Source organism: Adhaeribacter radiodurans, from assembly GCF_014075995.1.
Lineage (GTDB): Bacteria > Bacteroidota > Bacteroidia > Cytophagales > Hymenobacteraceae > Adhaeribacter > Adhaeribacter radiodurans.
In genome coordinates this window covers 3,034,016-3,049,867 of the sequence record NZ_CP055153.1, presented here as the reverse complement: position 1 = coordinate 3,049,867, position 15,852 = coordinate 3,034,016, and the positions used below count along the sequence as shown (strand labels likewise).

Genomic DNA, 15,852 nt, shown 5'->3' with positions numbered 1-15,852 from the left:
CTTCAGCAGACCAAGGATGGTGGGTATATTCTGGGAGTGTGGACTTTATCTGGTATGGGGGGCGATAAAACCGAAGCTCCTAAAGGAAAAGGTGCCGATTACTGGGTAGTAAAACTTAATGCCACCGGTACGAAAGTTTGGGATAAAACGATTGGTAGTAATCAAATCGATGTACTAACGTCATTGGAACAGACAGTTGATGGCGGCTATATTCTAGGTGGCTACTCTTCTTCTGGTGTAGGGGGAGATAAATCAGAAGCTAACAAAGGTTCTGTTAATTCTACGGATTACTGGATAGTGAAACTCGACAGTAGCAACCGGTTAAATCAAAATATTACTTTTAATCCTATTTTGGATAAAACTTATGGCGATGCACCTTTTGCTCTTTATGCTAAGGCTAGTTCCGATCTGCCTATTACCTTTCGGGTGGTAACCGGAGCAGCTACTTTGAATGGGAATATTTTAACCCTTACCGGGCCGGGTATAATAACGATTGAAGCCTTACAAGCGGGAAATGCTATCTATAATCCTGCCTCCGCTATCCAAACTTTTTTTGTGGAGCTAACAAATCCTATTAATTTATGGGATAAAACCTTGGGTGGCTATAACCCGGATGTTCTAACTGCTATGGTGACTACACCGGGTGGAGGTTACTTACTGGGCGGTAGCTCGGAGTCAGGCAAGAGTGGTGACAAGTCCGAAGCTAGTCGGGGCGGATCTGATTATTGGGTGGTAAAGGTGGATCAGCAGGGCAATAAGCTTTGGGATAAAACTTTTGGCGGAAATGACCGTGATGAACTTACCGCCCTAATACCTACTGCTGATGGCGGTTATTTGTTGGGGGGGCGTTCCCGTTCAGGTAAAAGTGGGGAGAAAAGTGAAGAAAGCCGCGGGCAAAACGATTATTGGATCATTAAAATAGATGGCAACGGGCAAAAGATCTGGGATAAAACATTAGGAGGTAATGAATATGATTACCTTTCCACGTTGGTTGCTTTGCCGGATAATTCCTTTTTACTCGGCGGTTCTTCCTCTTCGGGGAAAAACGGAGATAAGAGTGAACCGAACCGGGGAACCCCTAATCAAAATGGTTACCCTGCTACGGATTTTTGGCTGGTAAAGATAGATGCCCAGGGAGCAAAATTATGGGATAAGACCTTCGGGGGCAGCAGCAGCGATGGACTGACCGCCATAATAGCTACTCCGGATGGTGGCTTTTTGCTAGGTGGTTCTTCTGCTTCGGATGAGAACGGCGATAAAAGTCAAGACCGTCGCGGTGTAGAAGATTACTGGGTAGTACGTGTGAGTGAAAACGGTACCAAACTCTGGGATAAAACCTTTGGAGGGATAACAGAAACTTACCAATTAGACAATTGTGAAGGGAGTTGTCTTAGGGAAATAGGTCATTCGGTTCTTACTACTCTACTTCTTACCCCCGATGGAGGATACCTGCTGGGCGGCTACTCCAATGCGGATAAAGGTGCCGATAAAACGGATAGCAACTTAGGTTATTCAATAGATAATGCTGATTTACGAGATTATTGGGAGGTAAAGATTGATAGTAAAGGGACAAAATTATGGGATAAAACTTACGGTGGTATTGCCGTAGAAAAAAGTGATAATAGTACCGGTTATTTTATTACGGGCAACTCTGTTCTTCGCAGTATGGTAGCAGCGCCAGACGGTAATTACTTACTAGCAGGTACCTCCGATTCAGATAAAGGAAGGGATAAAAGTGAAGGTAGTAAATGTGGAGAAATTATCGAATATCCGGCTGAGGATGGGGGATATTACACCTTTTTCCCAAGTGCCGAAGATTATTGGTTAGTGAAGATTGATGGCAATGGCACGAAGAAATGGGATAAAACTTATGGCAGCGAAGATTATGATGAGCTAGCTACCATAATAGCTACTCCGGAGGGCTACGTGCTGGCGGGTTCTTCGGCGGCTTACGGCATCGGCGGGGATAAATCAGAGGCTTCCCGAGATACAACATTTCAGTATGCCAGCGGCAAACGCGATTACTGGGTAATAAAGCTAAAAGAAGAGTTGCCTAGTATGGTTCAATGGGAGAAGCGGTATGGCGGTTCGGGTAAAGATAACTTAACAGCCATCATCAAGACTTCGGATGGCGGATATCTCTCAGGAGGTTATTCCACTTCGGAGATGAGCGGGGATAAAAGTCAAGCGAGTCAAGGCAAGAACGACTACTGGATAGTGAAGAGTGATAAGGATGGGAAAAAACTCTGGAACAAACGCTACGGGGGAACAGATGAGGATTACTTGAATACACTCATTCAGACTTCTGATGGCGGTTACTTGCTGGGTGGTTCCTCTCTTTCGGGAAATGGAGGAGATAAGACAGAAGCTAGCCGGGGCAGTCGCGATTACTGGATAGTGAAAATAAGCAGTACGGGCGTAAAGCAGTGGGACAAGCGTTTTGGAGGCAGTGGAGTAGAAGAACTCCAAAAAGTACTGCAACTCGCTACTGGAGAGTATATCTTAGCTGGTATGAGCAACTCACCCGTGAGCGGAGACAAAAGCCAAGCTAGCCGCGGTGAGCAGGATTACTGGTTAATGAAAATTGATAAAAATGGCAAAAAGCTCTGGGATAAGACTTATGGCGGCTCTTTAAACGAAAATTTGGAAGCCTTGGCACTTACTTTAGACGGAGGCTTTCTGCTAGGGGGCAGTTCTCTTTCGGGCATTAGCGGTGATAAGACCCAGGCGAGTTGGGGCGGCAGTGATTACTGGATAGTCCGGGTGAATGACAAAGGGACGAAGTTATGGGATAAACGTTTTGGGGGCGCGGGCGAAGATAACCTGATGGATTTAGGCAGCACCCGCACTGCTACGGGTAACTTCTTTCTGGCCGGTCACAGTACCTCAGGTGCCCAGGGAGACTTTAGTCAGAGCAGTCAAGGCGGTAAAGACTTCTGGATGCTGAAGATAAATGGTGAGGGAACTAAAATCTGGGATAAGCGCTTTGGCGGTAGCGGTCACGAAGGCCTACGTACCATTCTGTTAACCACCGACGGGGGCTACTTGCTGGCAGGCCGTTCCGAATCGGGCATAAGCGGGGATAAAACCCAACCGAATTGGGGTTCGAGTGACTACTGGATCGTAAAGACAAGCAGTACGGGGGTTAAACAATGGGACAAGCGTTTTGGAGGAAGTGGATACGAAGAAAACCGGATGGCTCTGCATACTTCCGATGGCGGGTACTTACTGGGAGGTCGGTCGGATTCTGGGGTGAGTGGGGATAGAACCCAGCCTAGCCAGGGTGGCACAGATTACTGGCTGGTGAAAGTAACTCCTGAAGCTACCTCCATAGTAGCGGAAAGGGAAGCCATGCCATTAACAGAACCGGTAGTAGAAGCAGAACTACATTCATTAACGATTTATCCGAATCCGGCCCAAGACCAAGTAAATATTCGCTTTATCATTCCTCAAACTCAAACAGCCACGGTACAGGTGTACGACAGCCAAGGCAGAGAAGTAGCTACTTTGTTCCAAGGCCAGGCGCAAGCAAATCAGCTCTACCAACTTCACTGGCATGCGAGGAATCAAGCTGCCGGAATGTATTTACTGCGCCTGCATACCTTGGGTAAAAGTCAAATTTCTAAGCTCCTGCTTACTCGTTAAATTACCTTGGGTTAGTTGGGTTTCAAACGAATCCGACCAACAAGCTTAATTTTATGCCTTCCTCGGTGCAGGATTAATTACTAGGTCTGTTAGTTATTACCGTTGGTTTTCAGTAGCTTATTGGTTGGTTAGCTACCAGCTATTTTTATAATATAGAGCCGGTAACATTTTACTTTCTCGGCAACCCAGCTATTTTCCTCCTATTCCTCCAGCAGGGTTTTATTCTGATGCGCGACTAGTATTTCTTCTTTCTAACCCCTATCATAATGAGAACACCTATCCTGCTTAAAAGTAAACTTATTCTGGGTTTACTTCCTTCCTGGAGCCAGGCAACTTTTCTGCTGCTATTAGGGCTGCTAGTTACTTTCTTCTCCCAGGCCCAAACCAAAGTATGGGACAAAACTATTGGTGGTAGTAGGAATGACTATTTTAAAGTAGTACACCAGACCAGCGATGGCGGTTATATTTTAGGTGGTACTTCTGGGTCTGGTATCAGCGATGATAAATCACAAGCGAATAAAGGACCCTGTGGTGAATATTGCACCTCTGATTATTGGATAGTGAAGCTAAAAGCAGATGGCAGCAAAGAGTGGGATAAAACCATTGGAGGAGATAGGGACGATTATTTAACTTCTCTTCAACTTACCAGTGATGGTGGTTATATGTTGGGTGGTTCTTCTAATTCCGGAAAATCCGGCGATAAATCCGAAGAGAATAAAGGAAAGGAAAGTGAATACGGTTACCCTACCGATTATTGGATAGTAAAATTAAAAGCAGATGGCACGAAAGAGTGGGATAAAACCATTGGAGGAGATAGTGGAGATGAGTTAACTTCCTTACAGCAAACCAGAGATGGCGATTATATTCTAGGAGGCACTTCTTCCTCGGGCAAAAGCGGAGATAAAACCGAAATTAGCAAAGGTTATAGCGATTTATGGTTAGTAAAAATAGATGGAAAAGGCCAAAAGATATGGGATAAGACCTATGGAGGGATGTATTACGATTATCTTGCCTCTGTAATCATTACGCCGGATGGCGGCTACCTAATTGGCAGTGCTTTCAGTGATGTTAATTCTCAAAGTATTTTAACCCTCATTAAATTAAAGGCCGATGGTACTAAAGTTTGGGAAAAAAGTATAGATGAACAATTCTCCAGTCAGCAACTTGTTCCACAAATTACCGCTGATGGGGACTACGTAGTGGGTTATGGCGTCTTTTCTCTTTACGAACCTGATCCTACTAATTTTGGTATTATAAAAATTAAAGCCGATGGCACCCAGGTTTGGAATAAATCCTTCGGCGGATCAGGTGAAGAAGTATTAACTTCTCTCTAGCAGACGCGAGATGGGGGATATATCCTAGGTGGTTCGTCTATGTCAAACCGGAGTGGAGATAAAACGGAGGATAATAAAGGTGGATACTATAGGGGTGATTACTGGATAATAAAACTAAGCCCCGATGGCAATAAAGAATGGGATAGAACCATTGGCGGCAATAGTGACGATGAACTTACCTCGCTAGAGCAGACGAGCGATGGTGGCTATATTTTGGGGGGCACTTCTTCTTCCAGCGTTAGTGGTGATAAAACTCAAGCCAGTAAAGGATATGACGATTACTGGGTAGTAAAGCTGAATAATAAGGGTCGCCAAGGTCAAGATATCACCTTTGCCCCCACTATTTTCCTGAACCGAGCCGTCGGTGATGCTCCTTTTGAACTGTCGGCTACGGCTAGTTCCGGGCTGCCGGTTACGTTTAAAATAATCTCGGGTCCGGCCAAAATCAAGGGCAATATTGTTACGGTTGCCGGAGTGGGTACCGTCACCATCCGGGCTTTTCAGGCGGGCAATGAAACCTATAATCCAAGCGAAGCTACGCAAAGTTTTGAGGTAGAAGAAAAGAAGCTAGTGAAAGTACAGTGGGACAAAACCTGGGGTGGCTATAATCCGGATGTTGCAACGGCTATAGTAAATACTGCGGATGGCGGCTATTTAGTAGGAGGATATTCGGGTTCGGGGAAAACCGCCGATAAAAGTAGTTCCGGCCAGGGTTCCAGAGATTTTTGGCTGGTAAAGATAGATTCCCAGGGAGCGAAAGTGTGGGATAAGACTTATGGAGGTAATAATGCGGATAGTCTTACTGCCATATTAGCTACTACTGATGGCGGGTATTTGCTGGGAGGTTTCTCGGCTTCGGGTAAGTCCTGTGACAAGAGCCAGGCGAGTCAAGGGAGTACGGATTATTGGCTGGTAAAAATAGACGAGAATGGTCAGAAACTTTGGGATCAGACTTACGGCGGGAGTGCTGCTGATAACTTGACTACTGTACTAAGTACCCCAGATGGAGGTTATTTACTAGGGGGCAATTCTCGGTCCGGTAAAAGCGGGGATAAAAGTCAGGCCAGTCAGGGAAAAAGTGATTATTGGCTGATTAAGGTAGATGGTGCGGGTAAGAAGCTGTGGGATAGAAGCTACGGCGGCAGCGAAGCCGATAAACTCGCTAGCCTGGTGGTCGCTCCCGAAGGCGGGTATTTGGTCGGCGGTGCATCAGCTTCGGGTAAGAGCGGGGATAAAAGTCAGTCGAGCCGGGGCATTGAAGATTATTGGATCATAAGCCTAAAAGAAGATGGCACAAAGCTTTGGGATAAAACCTATGGCGGGATAAAAGAAACGTACGAACACGAAGATTGTGGTGCTTTTGAAGATCCGGATGATTGCCATTTCCAGGCGGGTAGTTCCGTGCTTACCTCTCTGCTGGTCACCCCAGATGGCGGCTACCTACTTGGGGGCTATTCGAGTGCCGAGAAAGGAGCCGAAAAGACCGATAGTAATCTGAATTACGGACTTAATTCTGGATTAAACGACTATTGGGTAATAAAGATAGACGGTAAAGGCACGAAAGTATGGGATAAAATTTACGGCGGTATTTTAGCAGGAGGCTTTTTTTCTGGGTTTACGGGTAATTCCAAGCTGAAATCCATTATCTCTACTCCGGAGGGAAATTATCTCTTAGCGGGTACTTCTGATTCTTATAAAGGGGGCGAAAAGAGCGAAAATACTAGGGGACAAGATATCCTGTATCCAGCAGAAGGGGGAGGGTATCAGGAAATTTTCTTACCAGAAGATTACTGGCTGGTGAAGATAGACGGAGAAGGCACGAAGCTTTGGGATAGAACCATTGGTAGCCGGGAATCAGATTTTCTGGTTGGGGCAGTACCTACTCAGGATGGAGGTTATGTGCTAGCGGGTTCTTCGATGGGTAGTATTGGAGGTGATAAAACCGAGACTTCCCTAGATACTACTTTCCTGTATGATTCTAGAAAACGCGACTACTGGGTAGTCAAGGTAAAAGAAGACCTGCCCCTTACCGCACAATGGAACCTACGGTATGGTGGTTCGGGGAACGAAGGCTTTACTACGATTATCAAGACCAGTGATGGTGGTTATCTCAGCGGAGGTTACTCAGCTTCAAGAGTAAGTGGCGATAAAACACAGTCTAGCCAGGGCAAGAACGATTACTGGCTGGTGAAAAGTGATCAGAATGGGAAAAAGCTGTGGGACAAACGCTATGGTGGAAGTGGTGATGATTACCTTAACCGGATTATTCCGACGAAAGATGGGGGTTATTTACTGGCGGGTAGTTCTTTGTCGGGTAAGAGCGGCGATAAGAGCGAAGTCAGTCGAGGAGATAGGGATTACTGGATCATAAAAGTAGATAAGGCTGGTACGAAGCAGTGGGACAAGAGCTATGGGGGTAGTGGCTATGATGAGCTAAAGAAAGTATTACAACTCTCTACGGGCGAATACATTTTAGCTGGATACAGCAACTCACCCGTAAGTGGAGATAAAACGCAGGACAGTCAGGGAGGTAATGATTATTGGTTAGTCAAGACCAGCAGCAGCGGAAAGAAACTCTGGGATCAGCGGTATGGCGGCAGTTTAGACGAAGTTTTAGGCGGAATTGTTCAAACAGCGGATGGTGAATTCTTACTAGGCGGTAGTTCTTGGTCGGGTAAAAACGGCAATAAGACGGAAGCCAGTCTCGGCAAGAGTGATTTCTGGTTAGTACAAGTAGATAAAGAGGGCAAGCAGCTCTGGGATAAGACCTACGGCGGTACAGGGCAGGATGAAGCTTATTCAGTAGGAAAAGCCGGAAGTACCTACTTTCTGGCTGGGCAAAGTGATTCTCCGGCCGGATTTGATAAGACCAGAGATAGTCAGGGAGGCTTAGATTACTGGCTTTTGAAAGTAAGTAGTACAGGCGAGAAAGTGTGGGACAAACGCTACGGAGGAGAGAAAGATGATGAACTACGAGCCAGTATTCCCACCCAAGATGGCGGGTATTTGCTAGCCGGAAAGTCGTTTTCTAACCGGAGCGGCAACAAACGACAGGACAGCCAAGGCTCGAGTGATTACTGGATCGTAAAGGCGGACAAAGACGGGCAGTATGAGTGGAGTAAAACCTTAGGAGGTAGCGGAGCAGAAGAACTAAGAGCGGTCATTCAGACCAGTGAAGGAGGTTATTTGTTAGGAGGAAAGTCCGATTCGGGAGTGAGTGGAGATAGAACCCAACCAAGTCAGGGAGGCACAGATTATTGGCTGGTGAAAGTAGCGCCCGAAGCTACCTCCATTGTAGCCGAAAGAGAGGCTATCGTTAGGACAGAGCCGGTAATAGAACCAGAGCTAAGTCCACTTAGAGTTTATCCTAATCCAGCTAAAGACCAGGTAAGCATCCGTTTTACTTTGCCGCAAACGCAAGTAGCTACGGTAAAGGTATACGACAGTCAGGGCAAAGAAAGGGCTACTTTGTTCCAAGGAGAAGCAATAGCCAATCAAAATAATAAAATCCACTGGCAGACTAGTCGTCAACCTGCAGGAATGTATTTACTGCGCTTAAATTCTGTAAATAAGAGCCATACAGCTAAACTCTTGATAGCTCATTAAGTTTCTACTCACTTGTTACTGCTGGGTATTCATCTGCTTTTTAAGGAATATTGGATGAACTTACTACAGAAATAAAAAGCATTGTATTCAGCATTAAAACTTAAGAAATATCATTATTTAAAAAATGATCTGCTTTTTCTAGTTTACAGTTTAATTTTTTGTAGATTAAATCCTGTAAAAATATTATTTAATCGCCTTTTACCCTTCCCGGTGGCCTGGCTAGTTTACTGTTTCCTCAAGCGCCAAGTTCTCATTTTGATGTTCTTCAATTAGCCGAACTTTTTTAAACACCTACCAAAATGAAAACACCTGTATCTCTTCTATTAAGAGGTAGGTATCTTTTTACTTTCCTGTCTTTCTACTCTCGATTTGTTTTTATGCTCTTGTTATGGTCTCAATTTACTACTTCTTCTACTGCCCAAATTAAGTTGTGGGATAAAACCTATGGAGGGAACCGAAGTGATAAAATAGCTTCCGTACAACAAACCAGTGATGGTGGTTATATTTTAGGCGGTTCCTCCAACTCGGATATCAGTGGGGACAAATCCGAAGCCAACCGGGGAGTATGTACTGACGAGAACTGTAGCACTGATTACTGGGTAATTAAGCTAAACGTCAATGGTAGTAAAACCTGGGATAAAACTATCGGAGGAAATAAAAAAGATGAATTGAGAAGAATTCAACAAACAGATGATGGCGGTTATATCCTTACAGGTTTTTCTAATTCCGACAAATCGGGTGATAAAGCGGATTCCCATACGGGTATTTGGATGGTGAAGTTAAAACCCGATGGTACCAAAGTCTGGGATAAAACTTTTAGTGAAGATGAATTTTCATTTCTACAGCCAACCAACGATGGTGGTCTTATTTTAGGTGGCATTACTTATTCCGAATCCAGTTCTTATGATTATTGGGTATCAAAGCTGAATGCAGATGGAAGCAAAGTTTGGGAAAAGACTTTTGGAGGGGATAGCCAAGATTTACTAAGCTCTTTGATTACTACTCCCGATGGTGGCTATCTACTGGGAGGCTCTTCTTACTCAAATAAAAGCGGCGATAAAAGTGAACCAAGAAAAAGTAATTGTTATAAATTTAGTGAGCCCTGTAATGATTATTGGGTAATAAAGATTAACGCCGCGGGAAAAAAGCAATGGGATAAAACGTACGGAGGGTATGCGGAGGATAGACTCACTACAATGTCTATTTCACCTGATGGAGGATACTTGGTGGGTGGCATCTCCGAGTCAGATAAAAGCTTAGATAGAAGTGAACCTACCCGGGATGAAACAGAAAACTATGATAAAAAAGGGGATTTTTGGATTATTAAGATTAAAGCTGATGGCACTAAAGTATGGGATAAAGCTTATGGCGGTAATAGATCAGATGAACTTGCCTCTTTGCTGAAAACTCCGGACGGTGGTTACCTTTTGAGCGGCTATTCTCGTTCAGCCGGGGGCGGGGACATGGGTATCCGCAGAAGTATTGGCAGCATTTGGGTCTTAAAAATTGATATTAAAGGAAATAAACTCTGGGATACCAATGTAGAAAGTGGGCCTCAATTAGCGCTTACTAGTGATAGTAATATTCTATTGGCCAATACTAATAACGAATATCGCTTAGCTAATAACGATGATTATTGGTTAGTAAAGCTCCAGATCCCAAACAAGAAAGTACAAACTATTACTTTTTACCCTCCCGACCAAGCCCTTACCAATTCGCCGTATACCCTTTTGGCTAAGACTAACTCAGGTTTGCCCGTTACTTTTAAGCTTATTTCCGGACCGGCTACTCAAAAAGGCCAGCAGTTGCGATTTACCGGGTACGGCACGGTAGTAGTGAAAGCATTTCAGGCTGGCAACGATAGCTATAGTCCTGTGGAATACACCACGAGCTTCCAGGTACAAAGGCTCCCTAAAAAACAGGATAAAACCATCGGAAGTGATGGTGCTGATATTCTGGCGGATATGGTAGCTACTCCCGAAGGTGGTTATTTGCTAGCAGGTACTTCTGCTTCGGGTATATCTGGAGACAAGAGTATGGCTAGTAAAGGCTCTTCGGATTATTGGCTCGTGAAAGTAGATAAAAATAAGAATAAGGTTTGGGACAAATCCTTTGGAGGCAAAGGTGCCGAGACAATTTCTATTATTATAGCTGCTACAGATGGTGGTTATCTGTTAGGAGGCTCCTCTTCCTCAGGTAAAGAAGGTGATAAAAGTGAAGTCAGTAAAGGTGCGAGTGATTACTGGTTAGTAAAAGTAGATGCTACGGGCAAAAAGCTATGGGATAAAACCATTGGTGGAAATCAGGAGGATAACCTCACTACAATTATAACCACACCTGATGGCGGGTATTTACTAGGGGGATATTCCCGATCGGGTAAGAGTGCCGACAAAAGTGAAAGTAATAAAGGCAGACCAGATGCACAAGGAAGTTATTCACCGGATTATTGGGTAGTGAAGATAGATAGCAAGGGTAAAAAAATATGGGACAAAACCTTTGGTATTACGGAAGCAGATAGTATGCAAGAAGATAGGTTAACATCTATTATAACCACCCCTGATGGGGGATATTTGTTGGGTGGAACAAGTGGTTTTGAGACGGGAGACGTAGGCGCGCAGGGTGTTTACTGGATAATAAAAATAGACGCTCATGGCCAGCAACTCTGGGATAAAACGTACGCCCGTGACTACTACTCTAAGCTATCAGACTTAGTTTCAACACCCGATGGTGGTTACTTGTTGGCGGGTGTTTCTAGTTTTGAACCTTCTGTATACTGGATAGTAAAAACAGATGGTAAGGGTAATAAAATATGGGATAGAACCTATGGAGGAGGTTCAATTCTTCCTTGTGCGGCTTGCGAAATAAACAGCTCCACTCCGGTAGAAATCTTACTTACTCCATTGGGTCATTATTTACTGGCTGGTTATACTTATTCCGATCAAGGTGGCGATCGAAGCGAGGAAAACAGAGGACGGGAAGATTACTGGCTCGTAGAGATAGATGGAAATGGTCAAAAGATTGTTGATAAAAGTTTCGGTGCACGTAATTCCGACAAGTTAACGGCCATTATAGCTGCTCCTAACGGACGCTATTTGCTCGGCGGCTATTCTAACTCCACCTCCAGTTACGAAAAGAGTGAAAACAGTAAAGGCAATTATGACTTTTGGCTGGTAGAAACCGAAATTAGTATTTTCCCTCCCTCTACTCTGGAAGCCTGGAATCTCCGCTACGGCGGCAGCAATTCCGATTATCTGACTACCGTTGTTAAAACTTTGGATGGGGGGTATTTGCTCGGGGGCTATTCCTACTCTCCAAAATCAGGCGATAAAAGCCAGAATGGTTATGGCAAGAGCGACTATTGGGTAGTAAAAACCGATGCAGCCGGTGCCAAACTCTGGGACAAACGTTATGGTGGCACCGGCGAAGACTACCTTAAAAGCATTGTTGGAACACCTGATGGCGGCTTCTTATTAGGCGGAGGCTCTGAATCGGGTAGTAGCGGAAATAAAACCGCTTCTAGTAAAGGCGGTCGGGATATTTGGGTAGTAAAAATCAGCAACAGCGGCGAAAAAGTCTGGGACCAGAGTTATGGCGGTAGTGGCACCGAAGACTTACAGAAAATAACAGTTCTATCAGATATGTATGGGGGCACATATTTGTTAGCCGGTTACAGCGACTCGCCGGTGAGTGGAGATAAAACCCAAGCCAGCCAAGGCGGTCTGGATTACTGGTTAGTGAAACTAGATGGTCAGGGTAGTAAAGAATGGGATGAACGTTATGGAGGGAAGGCCAACGATTACGTAGGCGATTTACTAGTGCTGGAAAATGGGGATTTACTCGTGGGAGGAACTTCTTTTTCTTCCCGAAGTGGGGACAGAAGCCAGGCCAGTCAAGGTTCAAGTGATTACTGGCTGCTAAGAACCAATTCGGAAGGAAAGAAACGCTGGGACAAACGTTATGGCGGCACCGATCAGGATCAGCTGATGGCTCTGCTGCGTCCAAATAAAAATACTATCCTACTAGCGGGTTATAGTGCCTCGGGTAAGTACGGCGACAAGAGCCAAGATAGCCAGGGTGGGAAAGACTTTTGGTTGGTGCAGGTGAATAGCTCAGGAGACAAGCAGTGGGATAAAACCTACGGTGGTAGGGAAGAAGAAACGCTGCGTTCGTTGATTTCTGATAAAGATGGAGGGTATGTACTAGGAGGAACTTCTTTCTCCGGAAAAGGTGGAGATAAAAGTCAGCCTACTCAGGGAGCGAGCGATTACTGGTTAGTCAAAACCAATAACAAAGGTGAAAAGTTCTGGGACAAACGCTTGGGAGGCAGCCGGGAAGAAGAACTCCGGACCGTGTGGACCACCGAGGAAGGCGGGTACATACTGGGAGGACGGTCTAGTTCCGGGGTAAGCGGCGACCGAACCCAGCCCAGCCAAGGAGAAAATGATTTCTGGTTGGTAAAAGTAGACCCGGAAGCTATCCCCATAATAGCTGAGAGAGAAGTTAACCAGGAAAAAGAGCCAACAACGGAGCTAAGTCCAATGATGGCTTACCCAAACCCAACACTAGGAGAAGTAACTGTAAGATTTACACTGCCGCAAACCCAGTCCGCCAGCGTAAAAGTGTATGACAACCAAGGCAGGGAAATCACAACTTTGTTCCAGGGTGAGGTCAAAGCGGAGCAGACGTATGAAGTGGAGTGGCAGGCAGCTAACAATACAGCTGGTATGTACTTGCTTCGCTTAGATACAGCCAGGAAAAGCCACATGATCAAACTACTGCTTACCCATTGATTTTTTAAAGCTAGCTGGCCTTCTATAAAACTAGGGCAATTAGCCCGTTTTTAAACCTTCGGCAGAGCGGAATTAATTACCTGATTTATTGAAAAACTTTTTTGTTTTTAGATAATTAAAAGGCCACTATCCGGGGAGGAAAAGAAAAGGGAGTAAGTGAAGGCGAAACTAGTCAAACAATATATTCGGTGGAGAGGATTTTGGTACCTGAGAATAATTAAAGAAATTCCGGGAGAGGGAGATACTACCTCCACTCGCGTGCAAAAAGGAGTGGAAGAAGTTCCTGCTAAGATGCACTTCCGGAGAAAAATGCTGGGTTAATCTGCCAATGCTACCAGGGCGGAAAGAAAGCACTTAAGTCCCGTCTGGAAAATATTCTAAAGTCCTAAGCGGGGATTAAAATTAGCCGGGCAGCATGGCATTAACCTTGGAAATATGGGTTAATTAAGGGTACTAAATATATAAATTAAAAAGAGGTATAAGTATAAACCTACATATATGTAGGTTTATACTTATACCTCTTTTTAATCAAGGGTTTAGGCAGCAGCTTTTATGCTGGTTAAGCTACTTTAAGAGAGTTAGATGAAGAGCGGATCCGACGGTATCCCCCCTCTTCATCTTTAAGCAGGTGCCCTTTGTCTACCATCTCCCTCACCCGGTTTTTAGCGGAAGCTTCCCTCAAGCCTGTGGCAGTTTCAACGGATTTCCAAATCTCAGAATAAGTATAAACACGGGAAAGATCCGGACAGATTTCATCCACCAATCTACGCAATGCATCTTCCTTATTTTCCGCTTTTGTGGTCTTAACTTTGAATGCATGGTAGACATGGTGCCCCTTCTCCGGATCGAACCGAAATTGCAGATTGGGCAAATTGCCGGTATTTCGTAGGAACTTGCCTTCGATGGTACTTATTTCGGAATCGTTGTCCTTGGCTACTGCTATCACCGACTCACTTTTACGCTCTAATTGGCTGCCAAAGTGACCTCTCGTTTTTTCAGAATTGGGATTAAAGTGGAGTACGATTACCACTGGGCACTCGTACTCAATAGCTAGTGTTTCAAAAAACTTAACTACTTCGTTGCTTTCTTTTTGGTCATTGATATCCAGCACAAAATCGGCTCCTCCATCCAATATTATCAAGTGAATTCCCCCGTGTAGTTTGGCTACATGCTCACACAAGAACTTTAGCTTTGCCCGCCTTTGATGTATTTCCAGTTCCCGGAGGTTATAGGAATGAAACCATTCGGGATGCGTGGTTCTAGATGCCCGCTGGAGAACCTTCATCAATCCCCGGTAATGGTCATAACGGGATTGTTCGCCGTCAATGTGCAGGACACATTTACCTTCCAAATTGGGACTTATTGTTAAGCCAAGAGTGTCAGGTGTATCACCGGGTCGAGCCATTACACCCACTAATATGCCCGATAAAACCCCGCTTTTACCGGCTTTAGCCTGACCGGCAAGAGTAGTTAAATTGCCTCTGGTGGATATGGTATGTCCGACAATGGAGATGACTGCTTCGGGTTTCTTAATGGGTTTGGTGGCATCGAATCGAAGCTTCTGCAAGTCGGCAAAATGTTCTTCAATGGTGCTGCGGCTTTGGGGTTGTGCTAATTGAGTTATGGGGAAAGTAGAACTATTCATAGAAAATTTCTCCATTATCATCCATTCTCTTTATGGTTTGCTCAAACCATTCGTAAAAGCTTTGAAAATCCTTAGCCACATAATAGAGCCACTTATCTTCATTAATTTCTCGAGGTTTTCGGTTTAAAATTTCGCCGGCTTCATATAATTCATTCTTCGTGATTGTAACTTCAACAAACAAACTAGGTTCATCTTCAAAAATATAATTGTAATTAACCAAAATAACTGCCCTATCCGGGTTTAAATTGCTACTTATTATAGTACCTGTTTGATCATTATAATAAGTTTGGGAAATATCGGGGTACCAGTCGCCTACTTCTTTAAACTTTAAATAATTTGAAATACTGTTTGCTAAATCTTTTACAGTTTTGTCGGAGGATTGCTTTATTAAGAGTGATGGCGGAGAACAATAGGCTCGTAGTTCAGGGTCTGCTCCCTGCCATAATTTCATCATACTCTCGTGTATAAGTTTATCCAGTTTGCCTAACGCTCTCATGCTGCTCTCCTCCATTTAAGTGGTTGTTCTAAAGATTCCAGGATTTCGGACTCGAAGAAATATATCCGGCTGCCAATCCGTTTAAATGGTATACGACCGTCCTTCATCCAATTACGAGCAGTGGATTTGGAGATGCTTAGTAGCTCGCAAACTCTTTCAATCTTGATGGGTGGTTCTGATTGTGGAAAAGATAGTTTTTCAGCAGGGCGTGTCTGCTCCAGAATAATTAACAAGAGCTGCTCTATGTTGCTTAGCCTCTCGTCACTCGGTTTAAAAGTTTTAAACATGATGAATGGTATATTAAATTTTTATAAAGCAAAATTATAATATACCATT

At 44.4% G+C, this 15,852-nt stretch carries 8 protein-coding genes; 5 read left to right on the top strand and 3 right to left on the bottom strand.

The window, feature by feature from the left end; translation table 11 throughout:
• Nucleotides 1-36 precede the first annotated feature (36 nt).
• From HUW48_RS12375 to HUW48_RS12355, 5 genes are all read left to right on the top strand, one after another.
• Nucleotides 37-3,645 carry a T9SS type A sorting domain-containing protein gene (locus HUW48_RS12375; protein WP_182415963.1) on the top strand — a complete coding sequence of 1,203 codons (3,609 nt, stop codon included), beginning with the start codon at nt 37-39 and terminating at the stop codon, nt 3,643-3,645.
• A 266-nt stretch (nt 3,646-3,911) separates the two neighbouring features.
• Nucleotides 3,912-4,979 carry a hypothetical protein gene (locus tag HUW48_RS12370; RefSeq protein WP_182415962.1) on the top strand — a complete coding sequence of 356 codons (1,068 nt, stop codon included), beginning with the start codon at nt 3,912-3,914 and terminating at the stop codon, nt 4,977-4,979.
• Between the two features lie 39 nt (nt 4,980-5,018).
• Nucleotides 5,019-8,585 (top strand): T9SS type A sorting domain-containing protein, encoded by a 3,567-nt coding sequence (locus HUW48_RS12365; protein WP_182415961.1) that lies wholly within the window; start codon nt 5,019-5,021, stop codon nt 8,583-8,585.
• 299 nt (nt 8,586-8,884) lie between these two features.
• Complete coding sequence (locus HUW48_RS12360) at nt 8,885-13,375, top strand: T9SS type A sorting domain-containing protein (protein WP_182415960.1); 4,491 nt, start codon at nt 8,885-8,887, stop codon at nt 13,373-13,375.
• A 156-nt stretch (nt 13,376-13,531) separates the two neighbouring features.
• Nucleotides 13,532-13,696, top strand: a complete 165-nt coding sequence (locus tag HUW48_RS12355) for a hypothetical protein (RefSeq protein WP_182415959.1) — start codon at nt 13,532-13,534, stop codon at nt 13,694-13,696.
• A gap of 238 nt (nt 13,697-13,934) precedes the next feature.
• On the opposite strand, the gene HUW48_RS12350 is transcribed toward HUW48_RS12355, so the two are convergent.
• From HUW48_RS12350 to HUW48_RS27595, 3 genes are read right to left on the bottom strand one after another with little or no spacing between them, the layout of a single operon-like run.
• A complete protein-coding gene (locus HUW48_RS12350; protein WP_182415958.1) occupies nt 13,935-15,035 on the bottom strand; it encodes an AAA family ATPase in 1,101 nt (366 codons plus the stop codon).
• Nucleotides 15,013-15,531: a hypothetical protein gene (locus tag HUW48_RS12345; protein WP_182415957.1), complete on the bottom strand. Its 519-nt coding sequence runs from the start codon at nt 15,529-15,531 to the stop codon at nt 15,013-15,015. Before HUW48_RS12345 ends, HUW48_RS12350 begins: the two co-directional genes overlap by 23 nt.
• Complete coding sequence (locus HUW48_RS27595; protein ID WP_182415956.1) at nt 15,513-15,803, bottom strand: helix-turn-helix domain-containing protein; 291 nt, start codon at nt 15,801-15,803, stop codon at nt 15,513-15,515. Before HUW48_RS27595 ends, HUW48_RS12345 begins: the two co-directional genes overlap by 19 nt.
• Between the last annotated feature and the right edge of the window lie 49 nt (nt 15,804-15,852).